Below are 22741 nucleotides of genomic sequence, written 5' to 3' on the forward strand. Positions count from 1 at the left end.
GAATTATCCTTCTATTCCCTGAGGATACGGCTGGGGGTAGATAATGTACTCTTCAAGCCCGGCCTTCTCCAGCTGGGTGATGTTATATTCATCCGGCGTCCCTTCCACGCCGGCATAACCCTTACGTGTATACATATGAACGGCATCGGGAAAGGCGTCGCGCAGCACAGCGCGGATTTTTTTGCCTGAGCTGTCATTGTCCATATACAGGTAGACTTCCCCGTCCCGGATGGTATTCCGCAGGGATTCCAGCTTCAGGGTATTCAGCGTACCGAAGGTGCACAGAATGTCGACCTCCGGTTCAAGCAGCCGCCTCAGTCTGCTGCGGTCGTTCTTGCCTTCGACAATAATGGTGATGGACATATGCAATCAGCCCCCGGATCTTAGTTGTTATGACGATATTGTACCTAAGCTGCGCTATTTTTAACAGCCGGGCGGAACAATATGTATTCATTCCCCGGGAAATGTCGCATTCAGGCGGCAGGGCTGTTCCAGCCGGGAGCGTAGGAAGAGAGACGGCCGGATCTGCCCGGAGGCAGCAGCATAAGAGCTGTCATCAGCAGGACGAAGGCGATGAAGTAAGGGGAGACATACTCCCTTAGCTGCCCGGCAGCGACGGGTCCGGCGAAGGCCCCGAGGGACATAGCGATGGATTGCAGCGAGAAGGTCCGGCCCAGCCGTCCTGCGCCGCCCAGACTAATGAAGAGGGAGGCCATAGCAGGGAACAGCACGCCTTTGGCGGAGCCGAGCAGGAAGAGCACCACTCCTGCCGGGATGCTGCGGAAGGCAGCCAGGGTGAAGAAGCAGAGAGCCATTCCCAGCAGGGCAGCGGCAATCCGGATGCCTGGCGAGAGGCGGTTCAGGAAGAACAGGCAGAGGGTCGCCAGCGCTCCAAGGCTGAGCAGGGAGAGCAGAATTCCGGTAGAGACCATTCCGTCTTGGCCTTGTGACAGCGGAAGCTCGAAGAACAGTACGCCCTGGGAGCAGGATACGAAGAAGGGCAGCAGATAATAACGCCTGGAGACAGTAGGCTGGTTGGTGGCGGCCGCCCCAGGCGGCAGATTCTCCTTCACCGGGAGTGAAGGCTTATGCAGGGCCAGGGCCGGATTGTGCTTCGGCACGCTGAAGAAGGCCATCACACCGGTGAAGATCAGGAGCCAGCCCAATGTACTGAACGTGCCGGAGTAACCAGCTTTGGCGACGATGAAGGCTCCGGCGGCAGGGGAGACGACCGAAGCCAGCGTGTGAATAATTCCGTTGCCTGACATGTATTTACCCTGGGTCGCAGGGTCAGACGAGAGCGAGGCCAAGAGGGTCATACAGGCAGGGGAGAGGAACGCCAGGGCGAACCCGCTCGCTGCCCGCAGCAGGAGCAGATGCCAGGGCAGTTGGGCATGCGCCTGCAGAAGCAGGATCAGTCCTGCAACAGTAAGGGCGAATACGATATAGCGGCGGCTGCCGTTGCGGTCTACAAGTACACCGGCCAGCAGATTGCCCGGGAGGTGGGTCAGGGAATACATCCCCATCATCCAGCCGATGAAGGCCGGGCCCGCTCCCAGGGACATGGCAAAGGGTGTCAGGATAGGGTACTGGGCATGTAAATCGAAGAACGCCAGGAACATGAAGAGGTACAGCCACATTGCAGTTTTCACGGATAACACCTCCAGATTAGCGGCCAGCCGCTGATGACGGAAAGGATTCCAGCAGAGGGAACAGCCTACTTGTACTTTACGTGCGGCAGCGGGGGCTTATACCATTTTCTTGGCCAGCCCCTGTATGCAGTTCTGCATTCCGGCAACCATGAATTATAAGGGTCATTCATGTATAATAATTAATATTAATGAAATGTCTGACGGGACAGCGTCCCGGCGTGGCGAAATTTGCGATTGGGGTGTTGTGAAATTGATGAATCCGGAAGTGTGGTCACAGTTTATCAGAGAGAATTGGCTTGTTATCGTTATTGCGCTTGTCCTGCTGTTCGCAGTCGTTAACATCGTTAAGACTATGCTGAAGTGGGCTATCGTCGTCGTTATTGTGGTAGGGTTGTTCATTTATAGCGGGGTAACCATGGATCAGATCGGTAATGCCGTTAACAAAGTGGCGGACGGGACGGTCAGTACGCTGAAGAATGAGGCGCAGGAGGTTATGCTCAAAGAAGCCCAGGAGGCGGTCTATACCTCTGGCGGTGACGGTACCTTCACCATCACTACTCCTAATCTGGAGGTGAAGGGCTCCGCCGCAGAGGACAAGGTGGAAGTGGTCTTCCGCGGAGTCAGCCTCGGGAAGTGGAGCGTTACGGATACAACCAAGACCTTCATCGACGAAGCCCGGAAGCAGGCGGGCAAGTAATAGTGCAGCGGGCTAAGGGTTACCTGCAGCAGCAGAAGGAGGAGTGATTCATTGAATAGCTGGATAGAAAGTCTTCGTGAAGCCAATATCATCTCCATTGTTCTGCTGCTGGTAGTTCTCTTCTCTGCGCTGCAGGGCTGGGGCCGGGGCTTCCGCAGAGCAGCCGGAGGGCTGTTCGGCATGCTCGGATCAGGAGTGCTAGCGGCAGCTTCGCTGGTGATGGCGATTCCCGCAGCCGTATACCTCTCGCCTGCTGCCGGGAACTGGGCTTCCGGCATTACTCCACCAGAGGACAAGCTAAGCCAATGGCAGCAGCTATATTATACCGGTGCCTCTGTACTGGCGAATTCACCGGTAGTGCGGTTTCTGCTGCTGCTCTTGCTGTGCTATACCTTGATTCGTCTGCTGCTGTTCCTGCTGTTCCTGCTGCTGCCGTTCCGCCTGCCGCGCCAGTCCGGGAGGGGGCCGGGGCGGATCACAGGCGCCAGCCGGCTGGTCGGGGCAGTGCTTGGCACCGCCACAGGGCTTTCCCGTGCCCTGGTGCTGGTCTTTGTCCTGTTCATCAGCGTCGCCCTGAACCCGGACAGCGGCTTCAGCCGTTATGTGCAGTCCTCGCCGGTCTACAGCCAGAGCGCGGAAGCGGTATTTGAGCCGCTGGCTGGTGAACAGGTCAGAGGCAAGCTTCCGGTACTGACCAAAGCGGTAGCCGCCGAGATGAGTGATATTCTCCGTCGCAAATATGAGGTGATTGACCATGATATATCGGCGGATATTGCCGGTGCAGCCACAGATATTGCCGGACAAGCCAGCGGGGATGAAGAGAAGGCCAGACTGCTCTATGACTGGGTAGGCTCGCGCATTGCCTACGACTACACCAAGGCGGAGAATTATGAACAGAGACGGATCTGGCATGAGCAGACACCGCAGGATACGATGGATACGCGGCTTGGGGTATGCATTGATTACGCGCGGCTCTATGCGATGATGGCCCGCTCGCAAGGTCTCCAGGTGCGTGTCGTCACCGGCAAGGGCTATGACGGACAAGGCGGTTATGGTCCGCATGCCTGGAATGAGGTCTATATCAGCGGCAGCGCAGCCTGGATTCCGCTCGATTCCACCTGGGCCAGCAGCGGCGACTGGTTCAATCCGGGGGATTTCGACTCCACACATATCAAGGAGAACATCCTCTGAGAAGGAGCGGATGCTCTTGTATCTATGGTACAATAACAGCGGGCAAGTGGGAACGGCTGTGCCGTCCTTTCAAAGGACGGTACCCGTTAGCTCTTGCCCGTAACCTGACGGATAAGCAGCACTGCAAACCATACAAGGAGAGGACTTGCTGTGAGATGGTTCGGTAAGCCGGGCTCCGGCCCGGGCAATGGAGAGACCCGTAACTACCAGAGCTTACGCATAAATCTGTTTTTTTTCGGCACTTTTTTAATTTTTGTAATCATTATGATCCGGCTTGCGGGACTGCAGTTTGTGGAGAGTCCCGAGCTTAGCGAGGTGGAGGCCAGCCGGGAGACCAAGGATGTTCCGCTTGCGGCGATCCGGGGGACTATTCACGCGGCGGGCGGGGAAGATATCGCCCATTCTACACCGATTCAGTCACTGTTCGTTACGTTAACCCAAGAATACACCGCCAAGGTCAAGAATAAAAAGACCGGCTTATATGAACCCACCGCTGAAGCCAAGGCGAATACGAGTGCGCTGGTGGAGGGGCTGTCATCCGTTTTTGAACAGTATGGTGATCCTTCTGCGAAGAAGCTGCTTAAGGAGGATATCCTCCAGCTGCTGGACCTTGATTATAAAAAGTCGCTGGGATATGTCCCGCGCAAGATCAAGACCGGTCTTACGATGAAGGAAGTCGCCCATCTGATGGAGAACAGGCAGCGTTATCCCGGAGTGTCTGTTGTGGAGGAAAGTATCCGCCATTATGACAAGGACACGGTGGCCGTCCAAACGGTGGGCTATATGAAGCAATTCCGTTCTACAGAAACAGGATATAATTTATACAAAAATATCCGCAGCGCCATGAAACAAACGGGTGCAGATCCGGGCCTTAGCTACAGGGAAGATGAGTTCGTCGGCATCTATGGTCTTGAACAGCAATACCAGCGCGAGCTTAGAGGGAAGAACGGGTATCAGACGATCTCTGTCAATGCCCAGAATATGGCCGAAGAGGTTATCGCGTTGGTCCCGCCCGTCAAGGGCAACGATATCTGGATGACGATTAACAAGCAGGTGCAGATGAGAACAGAACAGGCGATTATGGATCAGCTCAACTGGCTGCACCGTAACCCTGTACAGGGAAAGCTTCATAAGGATGCGCTCACCGGCTATGCCGTTGCGATGGAAGTCGATACAGGCAATGTAGTGGCAATGGCGAATATGCCGGACTATGATACGAATGTCTGGAATGCCGAGAGGCTGCCGACAGAAGTGTGGGCCAAAATTGAGGACTATTATCAGAATGGGGCGATTACCGATATTTCCTCCGGTCTCTCCGGCAACGGGCTGAAGTCATTGATCTACCTGGGTTCCACGATTAAGCCCTTAAGTGTCCTGATTGGTCTGGAAGAAGGCTTATTCACTACCGGCGATACTTATATGGATAAAGGAATCGCATATTACGGTAAGGATAACAGCGCCTCGGTGAGGAATTCCTCCGGCCATGTTCTGGGCCCGCTTAGTCCGGCGAAGGCTATTCAGGAGTCCTCGAATGCTTTTATGGTAGAGTGGGTCGGCAATGCACTGTACAAGAAGTATCCCAAGGAAGGCATTGCTATATGGGATAAATATATGAAGGCATTCGGCCTTGGCGTGTCTACGCAAAGCGGGCTTCCCGGTGAAAGTGCCGGAGTAGCCGATTATCTTGATCCCAAGAAGGCAGGCTCTACCCAAGCGGCGCTGGTACTTGCCTCCTTCGGCCAGAAGGGGAAATACACTGCGTTGCAGCTTGCCCAGTATACGGCAACACTTGCGAATGAAGGCGTACGGATTAAGCCCCAGCTCGTCAGTAAGATTACAGATCCCGATGGGAAGACGGTTAAGCAATTTGGACGGGAAGTCCTGGACAGCATCTCGTTTCACCCTGCTTACTGGAAGGAGATCAAGCGCGGGATGAATACTAAGGTTAAGGCGTTTGACGGATTCCCGTATGACTTCGCCCGCAAGACAGGAACCTCCGAGATGGAAGCCTTTGGGGCCACCCGAGACAACGGGGTATTCATTGCTTATGCTCCGCGTGAGCATCCTAAACTGGCGGTGGCCGTGATTATTCCGGAAGGCGGCTTTGGAGCGAACAGTGCCGCACCGGTAGCCCGCCAGATCTTTGAAGCCTATGACCAGGAGTATGGACTGGATGGAGTCCCTAAGAAGAATGTGCCAGAGTCAAGGGTGGATTAAACGGTTTATTTTGATGTAGAGGAGTGAAAAACTGTGGGTGTTTTCCGAAAGCAGGCCTCCCCCCCGGAAGAGAAGGACAGCAAGAGCTCGCTTGGCCTGCGGCTTAACGTGTTTTTCTTCAGCACGTTTGTTATTTTTTGTGTCATTATTATTCGTCTCGCAGTTATTCAATTCGTTGAGGGACCGACGCTGACCGAGGTGGAGACCAGTCGGGATACCAAAAGTGTCCCTCTCGCCTCTATCCGCGGAGGCATCCGCGCAGCCGCAGGCGAGCAAATTGCCTACTCTACCTCCGTTCAAACTCTGTATGTTACGCTTACGAAGGAATATACAGCCAAGGCAGTGGATAAGGAGACGGGCATTAGCTCGCTGAAGCCGGAGGCAAGAGCCAATGCGTATGCGCTGGCGAATAATCTGGTTGCGAAATTTGACGAATATGGCGACCCGAACGGCGAGAAGCTGACCGTTAATGAAGTGATTAATTCTCTGGATTTATATTTCAAGAAATATTCGGGCTATATGGCCCGCAAGATCAAATCAGGTCTTACTACCAAGGAAATCGCTTATTTCATGGAGCACAAAAGCGAATTCCCCGGCCTTGAGATCGTGGAAGAAGGCGTGCGCCATTATGACAAGGATACCGTTGCCGTGCAGACGGTCGGCTATATCAAGCCCTTCAAATCCTCCAACACGCTCAACATCTACAAGAATATTCAGAGCGCGATGAAGAAGATCGGCGCAGATCCCGGCCTGAATTATAAAGACGATGAATTCGTCGGTTTCGACGGTCTGGAGCTGCAATATCAGCGGGAGCTGCGCGGCAAGAACGGCTATCAGGTCATCTCGGTGAATCCGCAGAACATGGCCGAGAAGGTGGAAGAGGTAGTGCCGCCTGTCAAGGGTAATGATATCTGGATGACGATTGACAAGAATGTTCAGCTTAAGACGGAGCAGGCCATCACCGAACAGATTAATTGGCTGCACCGCAACTCTGTACAGGGCAAGACCCATCCTGACGCCAAGACAGGCTACGCGGTGGCGATGGAGGTCGATACCGGCAATATCGTGGCCATGGCCAGTATGCCGGATTATGATACCAATGTCTGGACAGCGGAGAAGCTGGATTCGGATACCTGGAATAAGATCATGGGCAACTACCAGAACGGGACGATCACCCCTTATTCCTCGGGCCTGTCCGGTCATGGCTTTGGTTCCACGGTACTGCTCGGTTCCACCATTAAGCCGCTGACGGTGCTGATCGGTCTGAATGAAGGCTTCTTCGGCATTAATTCTACGTACACAGACAAAGGGATTGCCTATTTCGGTAAGGATGATAAATCCTCAGTCCGAAATTCCTCGGGTCACGTATACGGCCGGATGGGTCCGGCTAAGGCGATTGAGGATTCCTCCAACGTGTTCATGGTGGATATGATCGGCAAGAAGCTTTATGAGCAATATAAGGCTAAAGGTATTGATATCTGGGATAGATATATGAAGGAATTCGGCCTGGGCGTCTCTACGCAGAGCGGTCTCCCTAATGAATATCTGGGACAGATCAACTACACAGATACTAAGGCAGCGGGCAGTGCGCAAGCCGCTCTGGTCTATGCCTCCTTCGGACAGCAGGGCCGTTATACGGTGCTGCAATTAGCCCAGTATGCCTCGACGCTTGCGAATGAAGGGGTGCGGATCAAGCCGCAGCTTGTCAGCAAGATCACGGATTCAGCGGGCAAGGTGGTCAAGAAGTTTGAGCGCGAGGTGCTGGATGAAGTGACGACCTTTGACAAGTCCTATTGGAGAGAGATTAAAAAGGGCATGAACAGTAAGGTCTCCGCATTCGCAGATTTTCCTTATGATTTTGCCCGTAAAACAGGGACCTCACAGCAGCTTGGTAAAGGGCAATTGCGCGATAACGGGGTATTTATTGCCTTCGCCCCGCGTAATAATCCTAAGTTAGCGGTTGCTGTGGTCATTCCGGAAGGCGGATTCGGCTCCAACAGTGCCGCTCCGGTTGCGCGTAAAATTTTCGATGCTTATGATTGGGAGTACGGACTGGACGGCGTGCCTAAGAAAAGCCTGAAAACAGCGAATCCAAATGACGGCGTTGCTTCCGGTGACAGTTCCGATAATACTGCCGCAACAAACTGATGATATTATAGCCATGATGGAGATGGATCTGCGAGAAATACCAAATATACGGTTGCCTTCAAACGAAAGAGCAACCAAGAATGGAGGGGTGGCAAATGAATGCCAAATACCGCCTGCTAGCCTTGGATATGGATGGAACCCTACTGAACGACGAACAGAAGATTACTCCGCTTACGGTGGAATGGATCAAAAAAGCGATGGAGGCCGGCGTACATGTCTGCCTGTCTACCGGACGCTCTTCGCGCAGTGCGATGCCGTATGCTGAACAGCTTGGCCTGAACACTCCGATGATCATGGTGAACGGAAGTGAAGTCTGGCGTGCGCCTCATGAGCTGTACCGCCGGTCTCTGATGGATGTGGAGCTGGTCAAAGAGATGCACAAGATTGCTGAGGAATTCGATATCTGGTTCTGGGCCTACTCCGTAGATGAAGTGTACAACCGGGATAGCTGGGACGGGGAGATTGACAGCAGGGAATGGCTGAAATTCGGTTATTCCACCGAAGATAACGATATCCGCCATAAGCTGCTTATGCGCCTGCAGGATCTGGGCGGGCTTGAGATCACCAACTCCTCGCCGTTCAACCTGGAGATCAATCCGCTGGGCGTCAATAAGGCATCAGGGATACTTGAAGTATGCAAGCTGCTGGGCATTAGCATGTCCCAGGTTGTTGCCGTAGGCGACAGCCTCAACGATCTGGCGGCTATCCAGCAGTCCGGCTTCGGGGTGGCTATGGGCAACGCCCAGGAGGCTGTCAAGCAGGAAGCGGATGCGGTAGTAGCTGCGAACAATGAAGACGGGATCGCGGAAGTGATTCAGAAGTACATCCTGACAGAGGCCGGAACCTCGGCCGGACGCATATCCAAGCGAGCTTAAGATTAAGGAGTTGAGGGAATTGACAATTCTGGGCTGGATTCTGATCATTGCTTTGTTCGCAATCGGAATGGCAGGGGCGGTATATCCGATCCTGCCGGGGGCGCTTGCGATTTACCTGGCTTTCTTTGTATATGGCTGGTTCTTTTCCTTCGGCTCCTTCGGTCCCTGGTTCTGGATTGCAGAGACGCTGATTGTTGTGGTGTTGTTCATTGCCGACTATGTGGTCGGGGCCTGGGGCGTCAAGAAGTTCGGCGGCTCCCGCGCCTCCGTGATCGGCAGCACCATCGGTCTGATTGCCGGTCCGTTCCTGATTCCGGCGTTCGGCCTGCTGATTGGCCCCTTCCTGGGTGCCTTCATCGGCGAGCTGATTGCCGGCGAGAAGGCGGGCAAAGCGGTTAAGGTCAGCTTTGGCGCGCTGCTAGGACTGTTCAGCAGCACAGTTGTCAAGATTATTCTGCAGATTGTGATGATCGTCCTCTTCTTTATCTGGATCGGACGTTAGTGAACTCCCCCCACCTGTAGAGGTGGCGGATTCTTGGAAACAACCCGCACTTGCTCAAAGCAGCATAACCCGTGAGCAGAGGTCAGATTTATTGCACGCTTAAGCAATTGGATGGAGCGGTTTAACCCCTCCCTTCGCACCAACTCAACGCGCTACCCAAGCGATCCCCGCAGTCCCTGCGGTTCGTTGTCCTGTTAAAGTGTTTCTGCACCTTGCAGCAGGCGAAGCCCTTCTGCTCGAATGTTCAAGCTCGCATTTAGGTCACGGTCATGGTGTATGCCGCAACTTGGGCAGTTCCATTCCCGGATGCGGAGCGCCTTCTTCCCGCCTCTATGCCCACAAGCTGAGCACAGCTGACTCGAAGGGAACCAGCGTTCCACCTGCACGACTTGCTTGCCGTACCAGGCCGCTTTATAGGTCAGTTTGGATATAAAGCTGGACCACGAGACGTCATGAAGCGACCGGGCGAGTTTGTGATTGCGCACCAACCCTTTGACATTCAGCGACTCCACACTGATTACATCGTGGTTATTGATGAGATCCGTGCTGAGTTTGTTCAGAAAATCATTTCGTTGGTTGCTCACTTTTTCATGCAGCTTGGCGATCAGTATCCGCTGCTTCTGGTAGTTGCGGCTCTCGCTAAGCGGACGCCCGTCCTTCTTCGCATGCTGCGCCCGGCGCGATAGTTTGCGCTGCGCTTTTGCCAGTGTAACGGCCGTTTTGGAGAGAGTCCTCGGATTCGGTATTTTTACTCCATCCGATGAAATCGCAAAATTCGTAAGGCCGAGATCAATCCCAATTACAGAACCCGTTTTGGGTTTGGGCGGGATATTCATTTCGCACAGCAGGGAAACGAAATACTTGCCGCATGCCGTGAGGGAGATTGTTGCAGACTTGATGACTCCCTGCGGCTGTCGATGTAATTTGATTCGCACCGGCTCCGTTTTGGGCAACTTTAAGTAACGACCCTCCTTAATTGCAATCGTTCCGTGCTGATTATTCGTGGTGTAGGATTGGACGGGATGTTTGCGGGATTTCCACTGGGGAAACCCGGAGGCGGGCTGCTGGAAAAATTGGCGGTAGGCGGCATTAAGATGGAGCTGCGCATTGGCGAGGGCCAGACTATCGACCTCTTTAAGGAAAGGAAACTCGTGCTTGTACTGTGCCGGTGTTGGGAATTTGATTTTCTCGCCCGTATCTTGATGCTTTTTGTATGATTCAATCCGGTCATGGAGCATGAGATTATAGACTTTGCGTACGCAACCAAACGTTTTGGCGAATAGTTCCGCCTGCTGTGTTGTGGGTTTCAAGCGATATTTGAACGCTTTGAGCACAAGTATGCCTCCTATGTACTATAATCGCCTTCCATTTGCTGTTAAAACAGAAGATGAGTCCGCAGAATAGAACAAAGTTTCAGCTGAAAAACGAACCATGGATGTGGTCACCGAAAAGACCAACTAAAACCATTACAAGAACATATATTCGCTTTATATAGCATAACCTAATTCCCTCAAAATTCCAAGCTTAAAACAATGTCATTCATCTCGCCACTTTAGAGGTGGGGAAATTTTAACAACAGCTAATTAAATTTATTGTGAAGAAGGCGAAACAGCTTGTCCACCAAGAAAGAATCCTTTGTCAAAGGCACGCTTATTCTGGCGGCAGCCGCGCTGGTGGCCCGTGTCCTAGGGCTTGCCCAGCGGGTGCCGCTGGAGCATTTATTCAATGAAGTCGGTAACGCTGCGTTTACACAAGCCAACAACGTATATCTGCTGCTGCTGCCGCTGGCGACAGCCGGCATACCCAGCACACTTAGTAAAATGGTGTCCGAGCGCTATGCGCTGAACCGCCCGCAGGAAGCACAGCAGGTGTACCGGGCGGCGCTGATTTTTGCGGCTGTGGTTGGTGTGATTATGAGTGTGGCGCTCTACATAGCTGCTCCTTATTATGCGGAATCCAGCAAGGTTCCCGAGAGTACATTGGCCATACGGGCGATTGCTCCGGCGCTGCTGCTATTCCCCGCGATCGCGATGATGCGCGGGTATTTCCAAGGGCGTAACAATATGATGGCCGGCGGCATCTCACAGATTGTCGAGCAGATTGCCCGGGTATCCACGGCCATTCTGCTTGCATTCATTCTGCTGCGACAGGGCTACAGCAACACCTGGATGGCAGCAGGCGCTTCCTTCGGGAGTGTGCTCGGCAGTATCGGCGCCTTCGGTGTGATGCTGTATTATGCCATGAAGCTGCGCCGCAGCGAGGAGAAGGTTGCATTATATGAATCGAGTGAAGCCCGTATCCCGCTGCTGAAGATTTACAAGGATATTTTCAAGCTGTCCATACCGATTGTATTGTCTTCCGTTACGGTGCCTGTAGTGAACTTCATTGATACTACCTTTATTGTGCCGTTGCTTAGCGGGCAAATCGGCTTGAAGGAAGCTACGTGGACACTGGGGATCTTCGGCAGCCGGGCACAGAGTGTGGCCGGGATTCCTCCGGTCTTGTCGATCGCCCTAAGTGCCTCGCTGATTCCGATTATATCTGCCGCCTTCGCCCGCAAAGATGAACAGCACCTGCAGCGTCAGGTCACACTCGCCATGCGAGTGTCTATACTGACCGGCACACCGGTTGTCCTCTCACTGGTCGTGGCTGCTTATTCTGTGAATGGCCTTTTGTTCAAAACACTCGATGGAAGCGGCATTGTGGCGATGCTGACGCTGGGTACCATTTTCCAGATTACGATGATGACTACCAACTCGATCCTGCTTGGAATGGGCAAATCGCGGATATCGATGTATTATGTACTTGTTGGTATCCTCGTGAAGTTTGGTTCTAACTTCTTGTTCAGCCAGTGGTTCGGCATCTACGGCATTATCGGCTCTACGGCATTGTGCTTCATTGTCATTACACTGCTGAATCTGCGGATGCTCAAAAAAATCGTACCCTTCTCCATTCTCGGTAAACGCTGGGGAGGCTTCTCCATTGCGGTTCTGGCCTCGGCCGGTATCGGCTATGGTCTGAATGAAGCAGGCCTATTGATGACTGATCTGATGCCGGCCCGCTTAGCCTTCCTGATTACCTGTCTGGTGGTTGGGGCGGCAGTGGTGATTGTCTATCTGGTTCTCCTGATTATTCTGGGCGTACTCAGCAGCCAGGAGATTGCCGGTTATCCCCGTCCGCTGCGCAAGCTGCTCGGTCCTTTGATGAAACTGCAGCCTGCCCGTGTGCGTGCCGGTGAATAATGATATGACTATTGTCTTGATTTGTCATTATTGTTTGACTTATTCCGTACATTTTGCTTCACTTAAAGAGCAAGCTTCGTGTGGAACTCTCTGATAGAAGGGAATGGTCAATTGATGGACAAAATCAGCTCGCCTGCCCAGTTCCAGGTGGCAATTCAGTCTCCGCGCCTGACGGTGGCAGTCTTCAAGGCAGATTGGTGTGTGGATTGCAAATTCATTGATCCGTTCATGCCGGATGTGGAACAGAAATATGCAGAGCGTCTTACCCTGGTCGAAGTGGATGTCGATGCCGTAGGTGATGTCAGCCAGGAACAGAATATACTGGGCATTCCAAGCTTTGTTGCGTACACCGATGGACGGGAACTGGTCCGGTTCGTGAACAAGCTCCGGAAGTCTCGGGAGGAAATCGAGAAGTTTCTTGATACGGCGCTGGACGTTTATCTCAGCATTCACAAGTAATTCCGCAGCACCGCTTTCGCCCTATCCGAGCAGAAGCGGTGCTTTTTTTCTAATCATATAAGCATTTATATGTTTCATACTCATTCCTATACAATACGGGTGATACTATTGACGACAATTCAATTAAAATGGCTCAGCTATCTGACCTGTCTCATTATGTTCATGGCGCTGTTCGGCGGGGTTGTGGTGACCAAGACCGGCTCGGGACTGGAATGCGGAAATCAGTGGCCGCTGTGCCACGGAAAGCTGATTCCGGCCTACACAATTGGCTCTCTGATTGAATATACCCACCGCTTGTTCAGCGGCCTGGCTGGCCTGCTTTCCCTGGCTTCCATGGTTGCCTTCTGGCGTTATGCCAGGTACCGTAAGGATCTGCTGGCCTATGCCCTGCTGACCCTGATCTTCGTCATCATTCAAGGCGGGATGGGAGCGCTTGCAGTTGTGAAGTCGCAGTCGGCTGCGGTTATGGCCCTGCATATGGGCTTCTCGCTGATTGCTTTCGCCGGTTCGCTGATGCTGGCGCTTGGGACTAGGCGGGCATTCTCTCCGGGAGCGGAACTCAGCACAGGAAGTCCTAAAGTCCGTATAGCCTTCCGCAACTTAACCTGGGTTACTGCAGTATATTCATATATCGTTGTCTACATCGGGGCCTACGTAAGCCACACCAGCTCCCAGGGCGGGTGCTCCGGCTGGCCGCTGTGTAACGGACAATGGATCCCGGAAATGAGCGGCGGAGTAGGGATTGTATTCGTGCACCGGATTGCAGCGGCGGTTCTATTCCTGCTGACTGCTATACTTGGGCATCTGGCCTTCTGGAAGCATAAGGAGCTGCCTGAGCTGAGGGCTCTGGGCGTGGCGGCAGTTCTGCTCTGCCTGATGCAGGTATTCAGCGGAGCGGCTGTGGTATACACACTGAATAATGAAAGATTGTACATATTTGCTGCGTTATCCCATATTGTGCTGATCTCCGGACTCTTCGGGGTTCTGTGCTACATGAGTGTAAGGGTCTGGCAGTTAAGCGGAGCTGGCAGGGGCAGCAAGTGATAAGGTAACGGCAACGGTGGACGGGATTAGCATAAGGTCCTGTTTGAGGAGGAACACTATAGTGCGATACGGTAATTTACGACAATGGATTGAGCAGCTCCGCAGGGATAAGGATCTGGCAGTGATAGATACCCCTGTTGATCCTTATCTGGAGCTTGCCGAAATTCACCGCCGGGTGGTGGAGGAGGAGGGCCCGGCACTGCTGTTCACGAACGTGCAGGGAACGCCGTTCCCGGTCGCTACGAATCTGTTCGGTACCGTCCGACGCGTCAACAAGGCCTTTGGGACAAGACCGGAGCAGCTGCTGAAGTCGCTGACAACGGCGATGGAGCAGCTGGTTCCGCCCTCAGCCGCCGGTTTATGGCGGGAGAAAACGGTGCTGCTTGAGCTGCTGAGAGCAGGGACCAAGAATATACCGCAAGGAGAGGCTCCGGTGCTCGGTGTCTGCAGCAGCAGTGACCCGCTGAAGGAGCTGCCCCGGATTACGGCTTGGCCTAAGGACGGCGGGGCGTTCATCACGCTTCCTCTGGTCTATACGGAGAGTATCACCAACCCCAAGGATCATAATCTCGGATTGTACCGGATTCAGGTGTATGACGACAGCACCACAGCTATTCACTGGCAGATTCATAAGGGCGGCGGCTTCCATCACTCACAGGCAGAGCATCTCGGCGAGACCCTGCCGGTGTCTGTCTTCATCGGCGGGCCGCCGGCGCTGATTGCGGCGGCAGTGGCTCCGGTCCCGGAACGGATTCCGGAGCTGCTGCTGGCCTCGCTGCTGCTGGGCGGCAAGCTTCCTATGGTGCAGGACCCCTTGGGCGGGCACCGGATTCCGGCCGAGGCGGAATTCTCCATCCGGGGGCGCGTGTCTCCGCTGGAGCGGAGAGCGGAAGGGCCGTACGGCAGCCAGTCCGGCTACTATTCCATGCAGCATGATTTCCCGGTCATGCATGTTCAGCGGATGTGGCACCGCAAGGATGCCATCTACCCGGCGACCATTACCGGCAAGCCGCGCCAGGAGGATTATTATCTGAAGGATTATTTGCAGCGGCTGCTCGCTCCAGCCTATCCTCTGCTGATCCCTTCGGTCAAAGCGCTGTGGTCCTACTCCGAATCCGGTTCGCATTCACTGACCTCAGCGGTCGTGAGGGAGAGCTATCCGCGCGAGTATATGGTGCCAGCGTTTCGTATCTTAGGGGAAGGTCAGCTCTCCTTAACCAAATTCCTGCTGCTGACTAATGTGCAGGTGGAGCTTACCGATTTCCCCAAGCTGCTGGAAACGGTGCTTGAGCGCTTCAATCCGCAATCGGATCTGACGATCTTTGCCAATACCTCCATGGATACACTGGATTATACCGGACGTAAGCTGAATCATGGCAGTAAGGCGGTGATGGCGGGCATCGGCAGCCCGGTCCGTCAGCTGCCAAGGACCTATACAGAGGGTCTGCTTCCATCAATCACCGCCGCTGTGCCTTATTGCGGAGGATGTTTAGCCGTTTCCGGTGCATCCTATGAAGAGGACCCGGAGCTGCCGGAGCGACTGGTGGCTGCCTTCAAGGAGAGGGAGACCGCTTGGCCGCTGATTGTGCTGGTCGATCGGGCGGAAGAGGCGGTAAGCACGCAGACCTCATTCCTGTGGACCGTATTCACCCGCTTCAATCCGGCAGATGATATCTATTCGGCGGCCGGGGTACACCGGGGCAGCGTCAGCTATACGCTGCCGATTATTATAGATGCCCGGATGAAGCCGGGATACCCGGAGGAGCTGGCTCCGAATGAGGATATTGCGAAGCGGGTAGGCCGCAACTGGAACCGTTATTTTCCTCTAGCGTAGAAGTGAACTTAAGGAGGGTCAAAATATGCTGCGGACGTTACTTGGAGAGCCGCCCCGCGTGAACAGCGGTGTGCTGGCTGAAGCTATGGAGTCCATGGCGAAGGCTGCCTCCGTGCTGCGCAAGGAGATGGCGGCGCATGAAGACCATGACCATGAATACCGCAAGCTGGAAATCTGGACACGCGGCCTAATCTCCTCTCTGGATGAGCTGGAGCAGAGCTGGTTCGCAGCCGCCTTTTTCCGGAAGTCAGTGATAGCCGGTTATATGGACGACATGTCGTCCACGGAGCAGGGGGAGTACGCCAGATATGTGTATTTCTACAAGGATGGCTTCATCCGTGTCTTCTCATTGCTGGACAAGCTGGGCACGGTGCTGAATAATCTGTACAATCTCAATACAGGCAAGGTGAAGACGCATTTCTCCTATTTCACGGTGCTGAGGCAATTTCAGTTGCTGCATGCGCATCATCCGCTGGCGGATGAGCTGGAGCGAATCAGGAATTCCTACCGGGAGCCGGTGGAGAATCTGCGCAAGCGGCGCAACGCTGAGATCCATTACATGAACGCGGAGATGACCGACGACCTCTGGCAGCGTCACCAGGGATTGCATGACAAGATTCGTCTGGAGGATCTCGACAGCCACCTGGAGGATTTGAAGCAGAGCCTGGAGATGGTATGCCAATCCCTGGCCGCCGCATACAGGTACGGGAATGAACAATGGCACAAGAACAAAGCGGCCCCAGGCCCGAAATCCGGGCATGTCCGTCCGTAAAAACTTACCTTTGACAAAAAACTCGAAACTGAATATACTTAGGCATACATTAAGTTCTGACAGGATACGGAATATATAACTTCATACTATTATCTTATCGAGAGCGGCGGAGGGATAGGCCCGATGAAGCCCGGCAACCGGTTTGAATACAGCCTTAAGCTGCATCCAAATGTCATGGTGCTAATTCCTACAATGCCGCCGGTTAAGGGGTATTTGGCAGATGAGAAGGCATTGTCATTATACACACAGGGCCTCTTGCGATCTGCATGGATCGTAGGGGGTCTTTTTTATTGCAATGATGGAAGTTAATACAGAAGGGGGACGCAGCGGTTGATAGAATTGAAGGATATAACCAAGGTGTATGGCAAGGGCAGTAAGCAGGCAACTGCACTCTCTGCGCTGAGCCTGTCGATTAAGAAGGGTGAAATCTTCGGGGTGATCGGTCACTCCGGGGCCGGCAAAAGCACGCTGATCCGCTGCATTAATCTGCTGGAGCGTCCGACTGCGGGCGAGGTGTGGGTGGACGGTGTCGAGCTGACAGCGCTCAGCCAGGGACAACTGCAGGAGCAGCGGCGCAAGATCGGGATGATTTTTCAGCATTTCAATCTGCTCTCATCGGCTACAGTATATGATAATATCGCCTTTCCGCTGCGGCTGATCGGAGCCGGAAGGAACGAGATTGAACAAAAGGTTAAGGATCTGCTCGCCCTGGTAGGGTTGGAGGAGCACTGGAATAAGTACCCGGCCCAGTTATCCGGCGGACAGAAGCAGCGTGTCGGAATCGCCCGGGCACTGGCGAGTGATCCGGACGTTCTGTTATGCGATGAGGCGACCTCGGCGCTTGATCCGCAGACGACAGACTCCATACTGCGCCTGCTGATGGATATCAACCGCAGATTCCATCTGACCATCGTGCTGATCACCCATGAAATGCATGTCATTCAGAGCATTTGTGACCGTGTTGCCGTGATCCATGGCGGTGGTATTGTGGAGCAGGGTGAAGTGGCCGAGGTCTTTCTGAAGCCGAAGCATGAGGTGACCAAAGAATTCATCCGCAGTGAGACCCAGTCGGACGGACCGCTCCGGCAGGCGATTGATGCTGTGCAGCCGGGTTACACGAAGTCGGTCAAAATCACTTTTCTCGGGCAAAAGACTTACGGGTCGACGCTCTCACAGGTGGTTCAGGGAACCGGGGTTCACTTCGCCATTCTCCATGGCACCATCTCTACAATCAAGGATGTTCCTTACGGTCAGCTGATCGTCCGGTTCGAAGGACCTGAGGGTGCGGTTGAAGCCACGCTCACTGAGCTCATAGCGCAAGGTCTTGATGTGGAGGTGATTTTGTAATGGACTTTAGCACAATCAATTGGGAAGAAATGCTGGAAGCTACGATTGCTACACTCAAAATGATCGCAATTTCAGGAATATTTACAATAATCCTTGGTTTACCGCTTGGAATTGTGTTATATTTATGGGGCAAGTCGAATAACGTTATTATCAGGGTGGTTTACTCGGTATTATCCTTCGTTGTGAATATCCTGCGTTCGGTTCCTTTTATCATTCTGATGGTTGCCCTGATTCCGTTCAGCAAGGCCATTATGGGCACTTCGATTGGTGTGCTTGGAACGATTCCGGCACTGGTGATCGGCGCGGCGCCTTTCTTCGCCAGACTGGTAGAGACGGCACTGCGGGAGGTTGACCGGGGAATTATTGAAGCGGCGCAGGGCATGGGAGCGTCCACCGGGCAGATCGTGATGCGCGTGCTGCTGCCCGAGGCTCGTCCGGGTCTGCTTGCCGGTGTAACCATTACTGTTGTGACCCTTGTCTCGTATACCGCAATGTCCGGCATGATCGGCGGCGGCGGCCTGGGTGACCTGGCGATCCGCTACGGATATTACCGCTATGAGAAGGAAGTCATGATTATCTCGGTAGCGCTGATGGTGATTCTGGTGCAGCTGCTGCAAATGGCCGGTGACCGGCTGGTAAGACATTTTACACGGAAATAAGGTACGTCCACATATAGCCTTATTCAATAAACCATATGGATTAGAGGGGGATTTACAGATGAAAAAAGTACTGCTTACATTCTTCAGCCTGACCTTGATATTGGTGCTTGCCGCTTGCGGAAACAACAAGGCGAATAACACCACGAATTCTGCTGCCACAACGGCACCTACAGAAGCGGCTGCTGCAGAGCCGACTACAGAGCCTGCTGCGGACCCGGTAACCCTGGTGATTGGTGCTTCTCCTGTACCGCATGCGGAGATCCTCAAAGCAATTGCCCCACTGCTTGAAGCCCAAGGCATTAAGCTGGAGATCAAAGAATTCACAGATTATATTCTTCCCAATACACAGCTTGCCGAGAAGCAGCTCGATGCGAACTTCTTCCAGCACAAGCCTTACCTGGATGATCAGAACACCAAGAACGGCACAGATCTCGTATCTGTAACTGCTGTTCATGTAGAGCCATTTGGCGCCTATTCCAAAAAGATCAAATCGATTGATGAATTGGCAGAAGGTGCGAAGGTTGCGATTCCGAATGATGCAACGAACGGAGGCCGCGCCTTGATTCTGCTGGCGAAGAACGGTCTGATCAAGCTGAAGGATGACACGAATATTGCTTCCACCAAAGCGGATATCACTGAGAACACCAAGAAGCTGGATATCATTGAGCTGGATGCAGCCATGCTGCCCCGTCAGCTGGATGAAGTAGACCTGGCGCTGATCAACACCAACTTCGCACTGGATGCCAAGCTGTCTCCAACGAAGGATGCGTTGTTCATTGAAGGCGGAGATTCCCCGTATGCCAACCTGCTGGTAGCCCGTCCTGACAATAAGGATTCCGATGCTATTCAGAAGCTGGCAGCAGCGCTGACTTCCCCGGAAGCGAAGGAATTCATCGAAAAGCAATATGACGGAGCAATTATCCCGGCATTCTAAGCTTGAACCTAGGGATGTTGAATCATCTAATGAGACCAGAAGAAGCCCGTAGCCAGAAATGGCTGACGGAGCGGCTTCTGGTCTTTTTGAATATCCAGATGGTTGATCCTGCAGGCGAAATCCTCTATAATAAAAAAAATCCCGGCCTCTTAGCGGAGGCCGGGATGGTTTATGAAACGGGATTAGAATACCTGAACGACTTCTTCCACGCCTTCTACTTCTTCAATCAGGGCGCGTTCGATCCCGGCTTTAAGCGTGATCGTGGAGCTTGGGCAACTGCCGCATGCACCCATAAGCTTCAGCTTAACGATGCCGTCTTCAACATCAATCAGTTCCACGTCACCGCCATCGCGCTGCAGGAACGGACGAAGTTTATCAAGGACTTCCAGTACTTCATCGTACATGGTTGCGCTTTGTACATTCTCACTCATTTCTCAATCACTCCTTTCGTATGTTTATTATAGTACAAAAAGTTAAAAAATAAAATGGTTACAGCAGAATAGGGAGATCATCATGAGACCAATTATAGAATTCTGTGCCAGCAACATCGGCCACGGCACTGAACCGCTCAAGCTTAAGCTGGAGCAAAACCCTGAATATGATGTAGTGGAGTACGGCTGTCTGAACAACTGCGGAGAGTGTTATCTTCGGCCGTTCGCCATGGTTGACGGGGAGATCATAGAAGCTGATTCCCCCGCTGCTTTGGAAGAGGCGATTGCAGCCGCTATACAAGAAGCAGAGGCCTGGGACAGTCTGGAGATTGATTAAGCCGGATTCAAGCCGGGATTGTTCAGCCGAAATGGCGTTTGGACATCCACAGGACGCCGCTCTTCAGCAGGCGCGGAACCCGGCCCATGACGGAGCGGCGGCCCATCAGGCCGAAGCCGGCATTTTTGCCGAGTGAACCGAGGGTTCCCTTCAGCTTAATCTTATTCAGCTTCGGGGTTTCGCCCCGCCATAAAGCCTGTAATATCTGTCCCACCTGCTCGCCCTGGGCACCCGCCGCCTGTGCACTGGGGGCGAAGGGCAGGCTGGCACAGTCCCCGATCACATAGACCTCCGGGTATTCAGCTATATTGTAATACTCCCCCACAATGAGCCTGCCTCCACGGTCCTTCGGAAGCTCCAGCTGCTGCACGACCTTCACGGGTTGAATACCGGCAGTCCATACCGTCACATCCGCCGGAATAGCCTGGGTGCCATTAAAGATGGCATCCTTCTCGACATGAGAGACCGACACCCCGCCAATCGTCTCCACCTGATGCTCACTGAACCATTCCTCGACATACCTGGACAGCTTGGCCGGAAAAGAAGATAAAATACGTTCTCCCCGGTCCATCAGAGAGATATTCAGATCCGGCCGGCTCTCCCTCAGCTCCGAGGCAATCTCTACGCCGCTCAGTCCCCCGCCGACAATATTGACGGTTCCATAAGGCTTCACATCGTTCAGCCGGCGGTAAGTTTCCCGGGTTCCGGCGAAGCTCTGAATACTGCAGGTGTATTCCTCGGCACCCGGAATGTTATGGTAATTATCCGTACAGCCGAGGGCAATCGCCAGGATATCATAGGCTACCGGCTCCCCGGAATCGAGGAGGACCAGCCTGCTCTCCAGATCAATGGAACCCACCTGCCCGTAACGTACGGTCAGGCGGGGGTGCACCGGGAATTGAATCCGCAGATGGTAATCGGTGGCGGTGCCTGCGGCCAGTGCATAATATTCGGTCTTGATCCCCTGATACGGCATCCGGTCCACCAGGATGATTTCCACATCAGGAGGGAGATGATTATCCAGCAGTTGCTGAATGAGGGCAAGACCGCCGTAGCCGCCGCCCAAGACAAGTAGGGTTCTCATGCCAACTGATCTTCCTTTCGGGTACATAATGGACAAGGCAGTTCTGCGTTCACTGGCTGAGGTAAGCTTGTTCTTTTCTTATTCGTATACCTTGATCTCGTTATAGAAGGTATCCCGTTCTACAGGAATCCGTCCTGCGCCCTTCACGAGCCAGATCAGCTCATCCCGGGTCAAGCCCTCCGGTGTCAGCGCGCCGGCAGCGTGGCTGATCCGTTCCTTCAGGATCGTTCCGTGCACATCGGAAGCGCCGAAGTTCAAGGCAACCTGGGTCAACTGGGGCCCGATATTAATGAAGTAGGCCTTGATATGATCGAAATTGTCCAGCATCAGGCGGCTGACGGCAATGGTCTTCAGATCCTCATTCGCGGAGTTGCGGCGCATAATGCCCGCATTCTTGTTCTTAGGCTGCATGGACAGCGGAATGAATACCATGAAACCGCCGGTCTCGTCTTGCAGGTCACGAATTTGCAGCATATGGCGGATGCGGTCTTCACGGGACTCAATCGAACCGTACAGCATCGTGGTATGGGTCTTCATGCCAAGGTGATGGGCGGTGCGGTGCACCTCGAGATATTCCTCGACATTGGCTTTGTCGACGCGCATTTTTTTGCGGTACTGGTCAGACAGAATCTCTGCCCCTCCTCCGGTAAGGGTCTTCAGTCCGGCGGCGCGCAGCTGCTCCAGCACTTCACGGATACTAAGTCCGCTGATGCGGGTGAAGAAGTCGATCTCTGCCGCTGTATAAGCCTTGAGAGTCACCTCGGGGAAATGCTCGTTCAGAGCCCGCAGCGAATCAACATAGTACTGGAAGGGCACATTATCATTATGCCCGCCTACAATATGGAACTCGCGCACGCCGGGATGAATATGCTGCTGTACATACTCCACCATCTCCTGGCCGGAGAGGGTGTAAGCCCCTTCTTCGCCTTCATCCTTGCGGAAATTGCAGAAGGCACAGCGGGATTCGCAGACATTGGTGAAATATAGACTCATGTTCTCGATAAAATAGACTTTATTCCCGTTTTTTCGCATGTTGACTTCATTAGCGAGTTGCCCGATCGTTAACAGATCGTTGCTCTCATATAAATAAACGCCGTCTTCCAAATTCAATCGTTCTCCGCCGCGAACCTTCTCAATGATGTTCGCCATCCGGGCATCCGTGTGGGGTGTAATAAGGGTAGACATATAAGTTCCTCCTGAAGGTTGGCGAGGCAATTGCATCGCATAATCGTGTACCTGAGCATATCCGGCAGCAGCCGGCATTATAAATAGAGGTTAACTGCAACCTCCGTGACAATTTATCGAAATTTTATCGC

At 53.4% G+C, this 22741-nt stretch carries 21 protein-coding genes and 1 riboswitch; of the genes, 15 read left to right on the forward strand and 6 right to left on the reverse strand.

The window, feature by feature from the left end; translation table 11 throughout:
• Positions 1–3: 3 nt before the first annotated feature.
• Both MKY96_RS02085 and MKY96_RS02090 read right to left on the reverse strand, forming a co-directional pair.
• Positions 4–363, reverse strand: coding sequence for a DNA primase (locus tag MKY96_RS02085; protein WP_340938269.1), 360 nt, complete (start codon positions 361–363; stop codon positions 4–6).
• Positions 364–473: 110 nt separating this feature from the next.
• Positions 474–1652, reverse strand: a complete 1179-nt coding sequence (locus MKY96_RS02090; protein ID WP_340938271.1) for an MFS transporter — start codon at positions 1650–1652, stop codon at positions 474–476.
• A gap of 253 nt (positions 1653–1905) precedes the next feature.
• On the opposite strand from MKY96_RS02090, the gene MKY96_RS02095 reads away from it, so the two are divergent.
• From MKY96_RS02095 to MKY96_RS02120, 6 genes are all read left to right on the forward strand, one after another.
• Positions 1906–2349: a hypothetical protein gene (locus MKY96_RS02095; RefSeq protein ID WP_036722049.1), complete on the forward strand. Its 444-nt coding sequence runs from the start codon at positions 1906–1908 to the stop codon at positions 2347–2349.
• 51 nt (positions 2350–2400) lie between these two features.
• Positions 2401–3540, forward strand: a complete 1140-nt coding sequence (locus tag MKY96_RS02100) for a transglutaminase domain-containing protein (protein ID WP_340938274.1) — start codon at positions 2401–2403, stop codon at positions 3538–3540.
• 150 nt (positions 3541–3690) lie between these two features.
• Entirely contained in the window at positions 3691–5757 is a 2067-nt protein-coding gene (locus MKY96_RS02105) for a peptidoglycan D,D-transpeptidase FtsI family protein (RefSeq protein ID WP_340938276.1), read from the forward strand.
• 33 nt (positions 5758–5790) lie between these two features.
• Positions 5791–7905: a peptidoglycan D,D-transpeptidase FtsI family protein gene (locus MKY96_RS02110; protein ID WP_340938277.1), complete on the forward strand. Its 2115-nt coding sequence runs from the start codon at positions 5791–5793 to the stop codon at positions 7903–7905.
• A 95-nt stretch (positions 7906–8000) separates the two neighbouring features.
• A complete protein-coding gene (locus MKY96_RS02115) occupies positions 8001–8780 on the forward strand; it encodes a Cof-type HAD-IIB family hydrolase (protein WP_340938281.1) in 780 nt (259 codons plus the stop codon).
• Between the two features lie 19 nt (positions 8781–8799).
• Positions 8800–9282: a DUF456 domain-containing protein gene (locus MKY96_RS02120; protein ID WP_340938282.1), complete on the forward strand. Its 483-nt coding sequence runs from the start codon at positions 8800–8802 to the stop codon at positions 9280–9282.
• 194 nt (positions 9283–9476) lie between these two features.
• On the opposite strand, the gene tnpB is transcribed toward MKY96_RS02120, so the two are convergent.
• Positions 9477–10616 (reverse strand): IS200/IS605 family element RNA-guided endonuclease TnpB, encoded by a 1140-nt coding sequence (gene tnpB, locus MKY96_RS02125; protein WP_445668035.1) that lies wholly within the window; start codon positions 10614–10616, stop codon positions 9477–9479.
• 279 nt (positions 10617–10895) lie between these two features.
• Here tnpB and MKY96_RS02130 point away from each other — a divergent pair, with 279 nt between their 5' ends.
• From MKY96_RS02130 to MKY96_RS02165, 8 genes are all read left to right on the forward strand, one after another.
• Positions 10896–12524 (forward strand): putative polysaccharide biosynthesis protein, encoded by a 1629-nt coding sequence (locus MKY96_RS02130; protein ID WP_340938284.1) that lies wholly within the window; start codon positions 10896–10898, stop codon positions 12522–12524.
• Positions 12525–12638: 114 nt separating this feature from the next.
• On the forward strand, positions 12639–12983 hold the full coding sequence (locus tag MKY96_RS02135; protein WP_036722030.1) for a thioredoxin family protein: 345 nt from the start codon (positions 12639–12641) through the stop codon (positions 12981–12983).
• Positions 12984–13091: 108 nt separating this feature from the next.
• Positions 13092–14027 carry a COX15/CtaA family protein gene (locus MKY96_RS02140; protein ID WP_340938286.1) on the forward strand — a complete coding sequence of 312 codons (936 nt, stop codon included), beginning with the start codon at positions 13092–13094 and terminating at the stop codon, positions 14025–14027.
• A gap of 61 nt (positions 14028–14088) precedes the next feature.
• The gene (locus tag MKY96_RS02145) at positions 14089–15861 is read left to right on the forward strand and encodes a UbiD family decarboxylase (protein ID WP_340938289.1); all 1773 of its coding nucleotides are present in this window, start codon (positions 14089–14091) and stop codon (positions 15859–15861) included.
• A gap of 25 nt (positions 15862–15886) precedes the next feature.
• Entirely contained in the window at positions 15887–16633 is a 747-nt protein-coding gene (locus tag MKY96_RS02150; protein ID WP_340938291.1) for a Cthe_2314 family HEPN domain-containing protein, read from the forward strand.
• A 91-nt stretch (positions 16634–16724) separates the two neighbouring features.
• Positions 16725–16860: riboswitch (SAM riboswitch) on the forward strand.
• Between the two features lie 103 nt (positions 16861–16963).
• Positions 16964–17980 carry a methionine ABC transporter ATP-binding protein gene (locus tag MKY96_RS02155; RefSeq protein WP_340938294.1) on the forward strand — a complete coding sequence of 339 codons (1017 nt, stop codon included), beginning with the start codon at positions 16964–16966 and terminating at the stop codon, positions 17978–17980.
• Entirely contained in the window at positions 17980–18639 is a 660-nt protein-coding gene (locus tag MKY96_RS02160) for a methionine ABC transporter permease (protein ID WP_340938296.1), read from the forward strand. Before MKY96_RS02155 ends, MKY96_RS02160 begins: the two co-directional genes overlap by 1 nt.
• A 58-nt stretch (positions 18640–18697) precedes the next feature.
• A complete protein-coding gene (locus tag MKY96_RS02165; protein WP_340938298.1) occupies positions 18698–19573 on the forward strand; it encodes a MetQ/NlpA family ABC transporter substrate-binding protein in 876 nt (291 codons plus the stop codon).
• Between the two features lie 182 nt (positions 19574–19755).
• Here the strand turns inward: MKY96_RS02165 and MKY96_RS02170 are convergent, their stop codons facing one another.
• The gene (locus MKY96_RS02170) at positions 19756–20004 is read right to left on the reverse strand and encodes a NifU family protein (protein WP_036701687.1); all 249 of its coding nucleotides are present in this window, start codon (positions 20002–20004) and stop codon (positions 19756–19758) included.
• Between the two features lie 82 nt (positions 20005–20086).
• Between MKY96_RS02170 and MKY96_RS02175 the strand changes: the two genes are divergently transcribed.
• On the forward strand, positions 20087–20341 hold the full coding sequence (locus tag MKY96_RS02175; RefSeq protein ID WP_340938300.1) for a YuzB family protein: 255 nt from the start codon (positions 20087–20089) through the stop codon (positions 20339–20341).
• 22 nt (positions 20342–20363) lie between these two features.
• On the opposite strand, the gene MKY96_RS02180 is transcribed toward MKY96_RS02175, so the two are convergent.
• Together MKY96_RS02180 and mqnE are read right to left on the reverse strand one after the other, a co-directional pair.
• The gene (locus MKY96_RS02180) at positions 20364–21425 is read right to left on the reverse strand and encodes an NAD(P)/FAD-dependent oxidoreductase (protein WP_036722010.1); all 1062 of its coding nucleotides are present in this window, start codon (positions 21423–21425) and stop codon (positions 20364–20366) included.
• Positions 21426–21503: 78 nt separating this feature from the next.
• Positions 21504–22610, reverse strand: coding sequence for an aminofutalosine synthase MqnE (gene mqnE, locus MKY96_RS02185; protein WP_209875907.1), 1107 nt, complete (start codon positions 22608–22610; stop codon positions 21504–21506).
• Between the last annotated feature and the right edge of the window lie 131 nt (positions 22611–22741).

The organism is Paenibacillus sp. FSL R7-0302 (assembly GCF_038006885.1).
Classification (GTDB): domain Bacteria; phylum Bacillota; class Bacilli; order Paenibacillales; family Paenibacillaceae; genus Paenibacillus_AQ.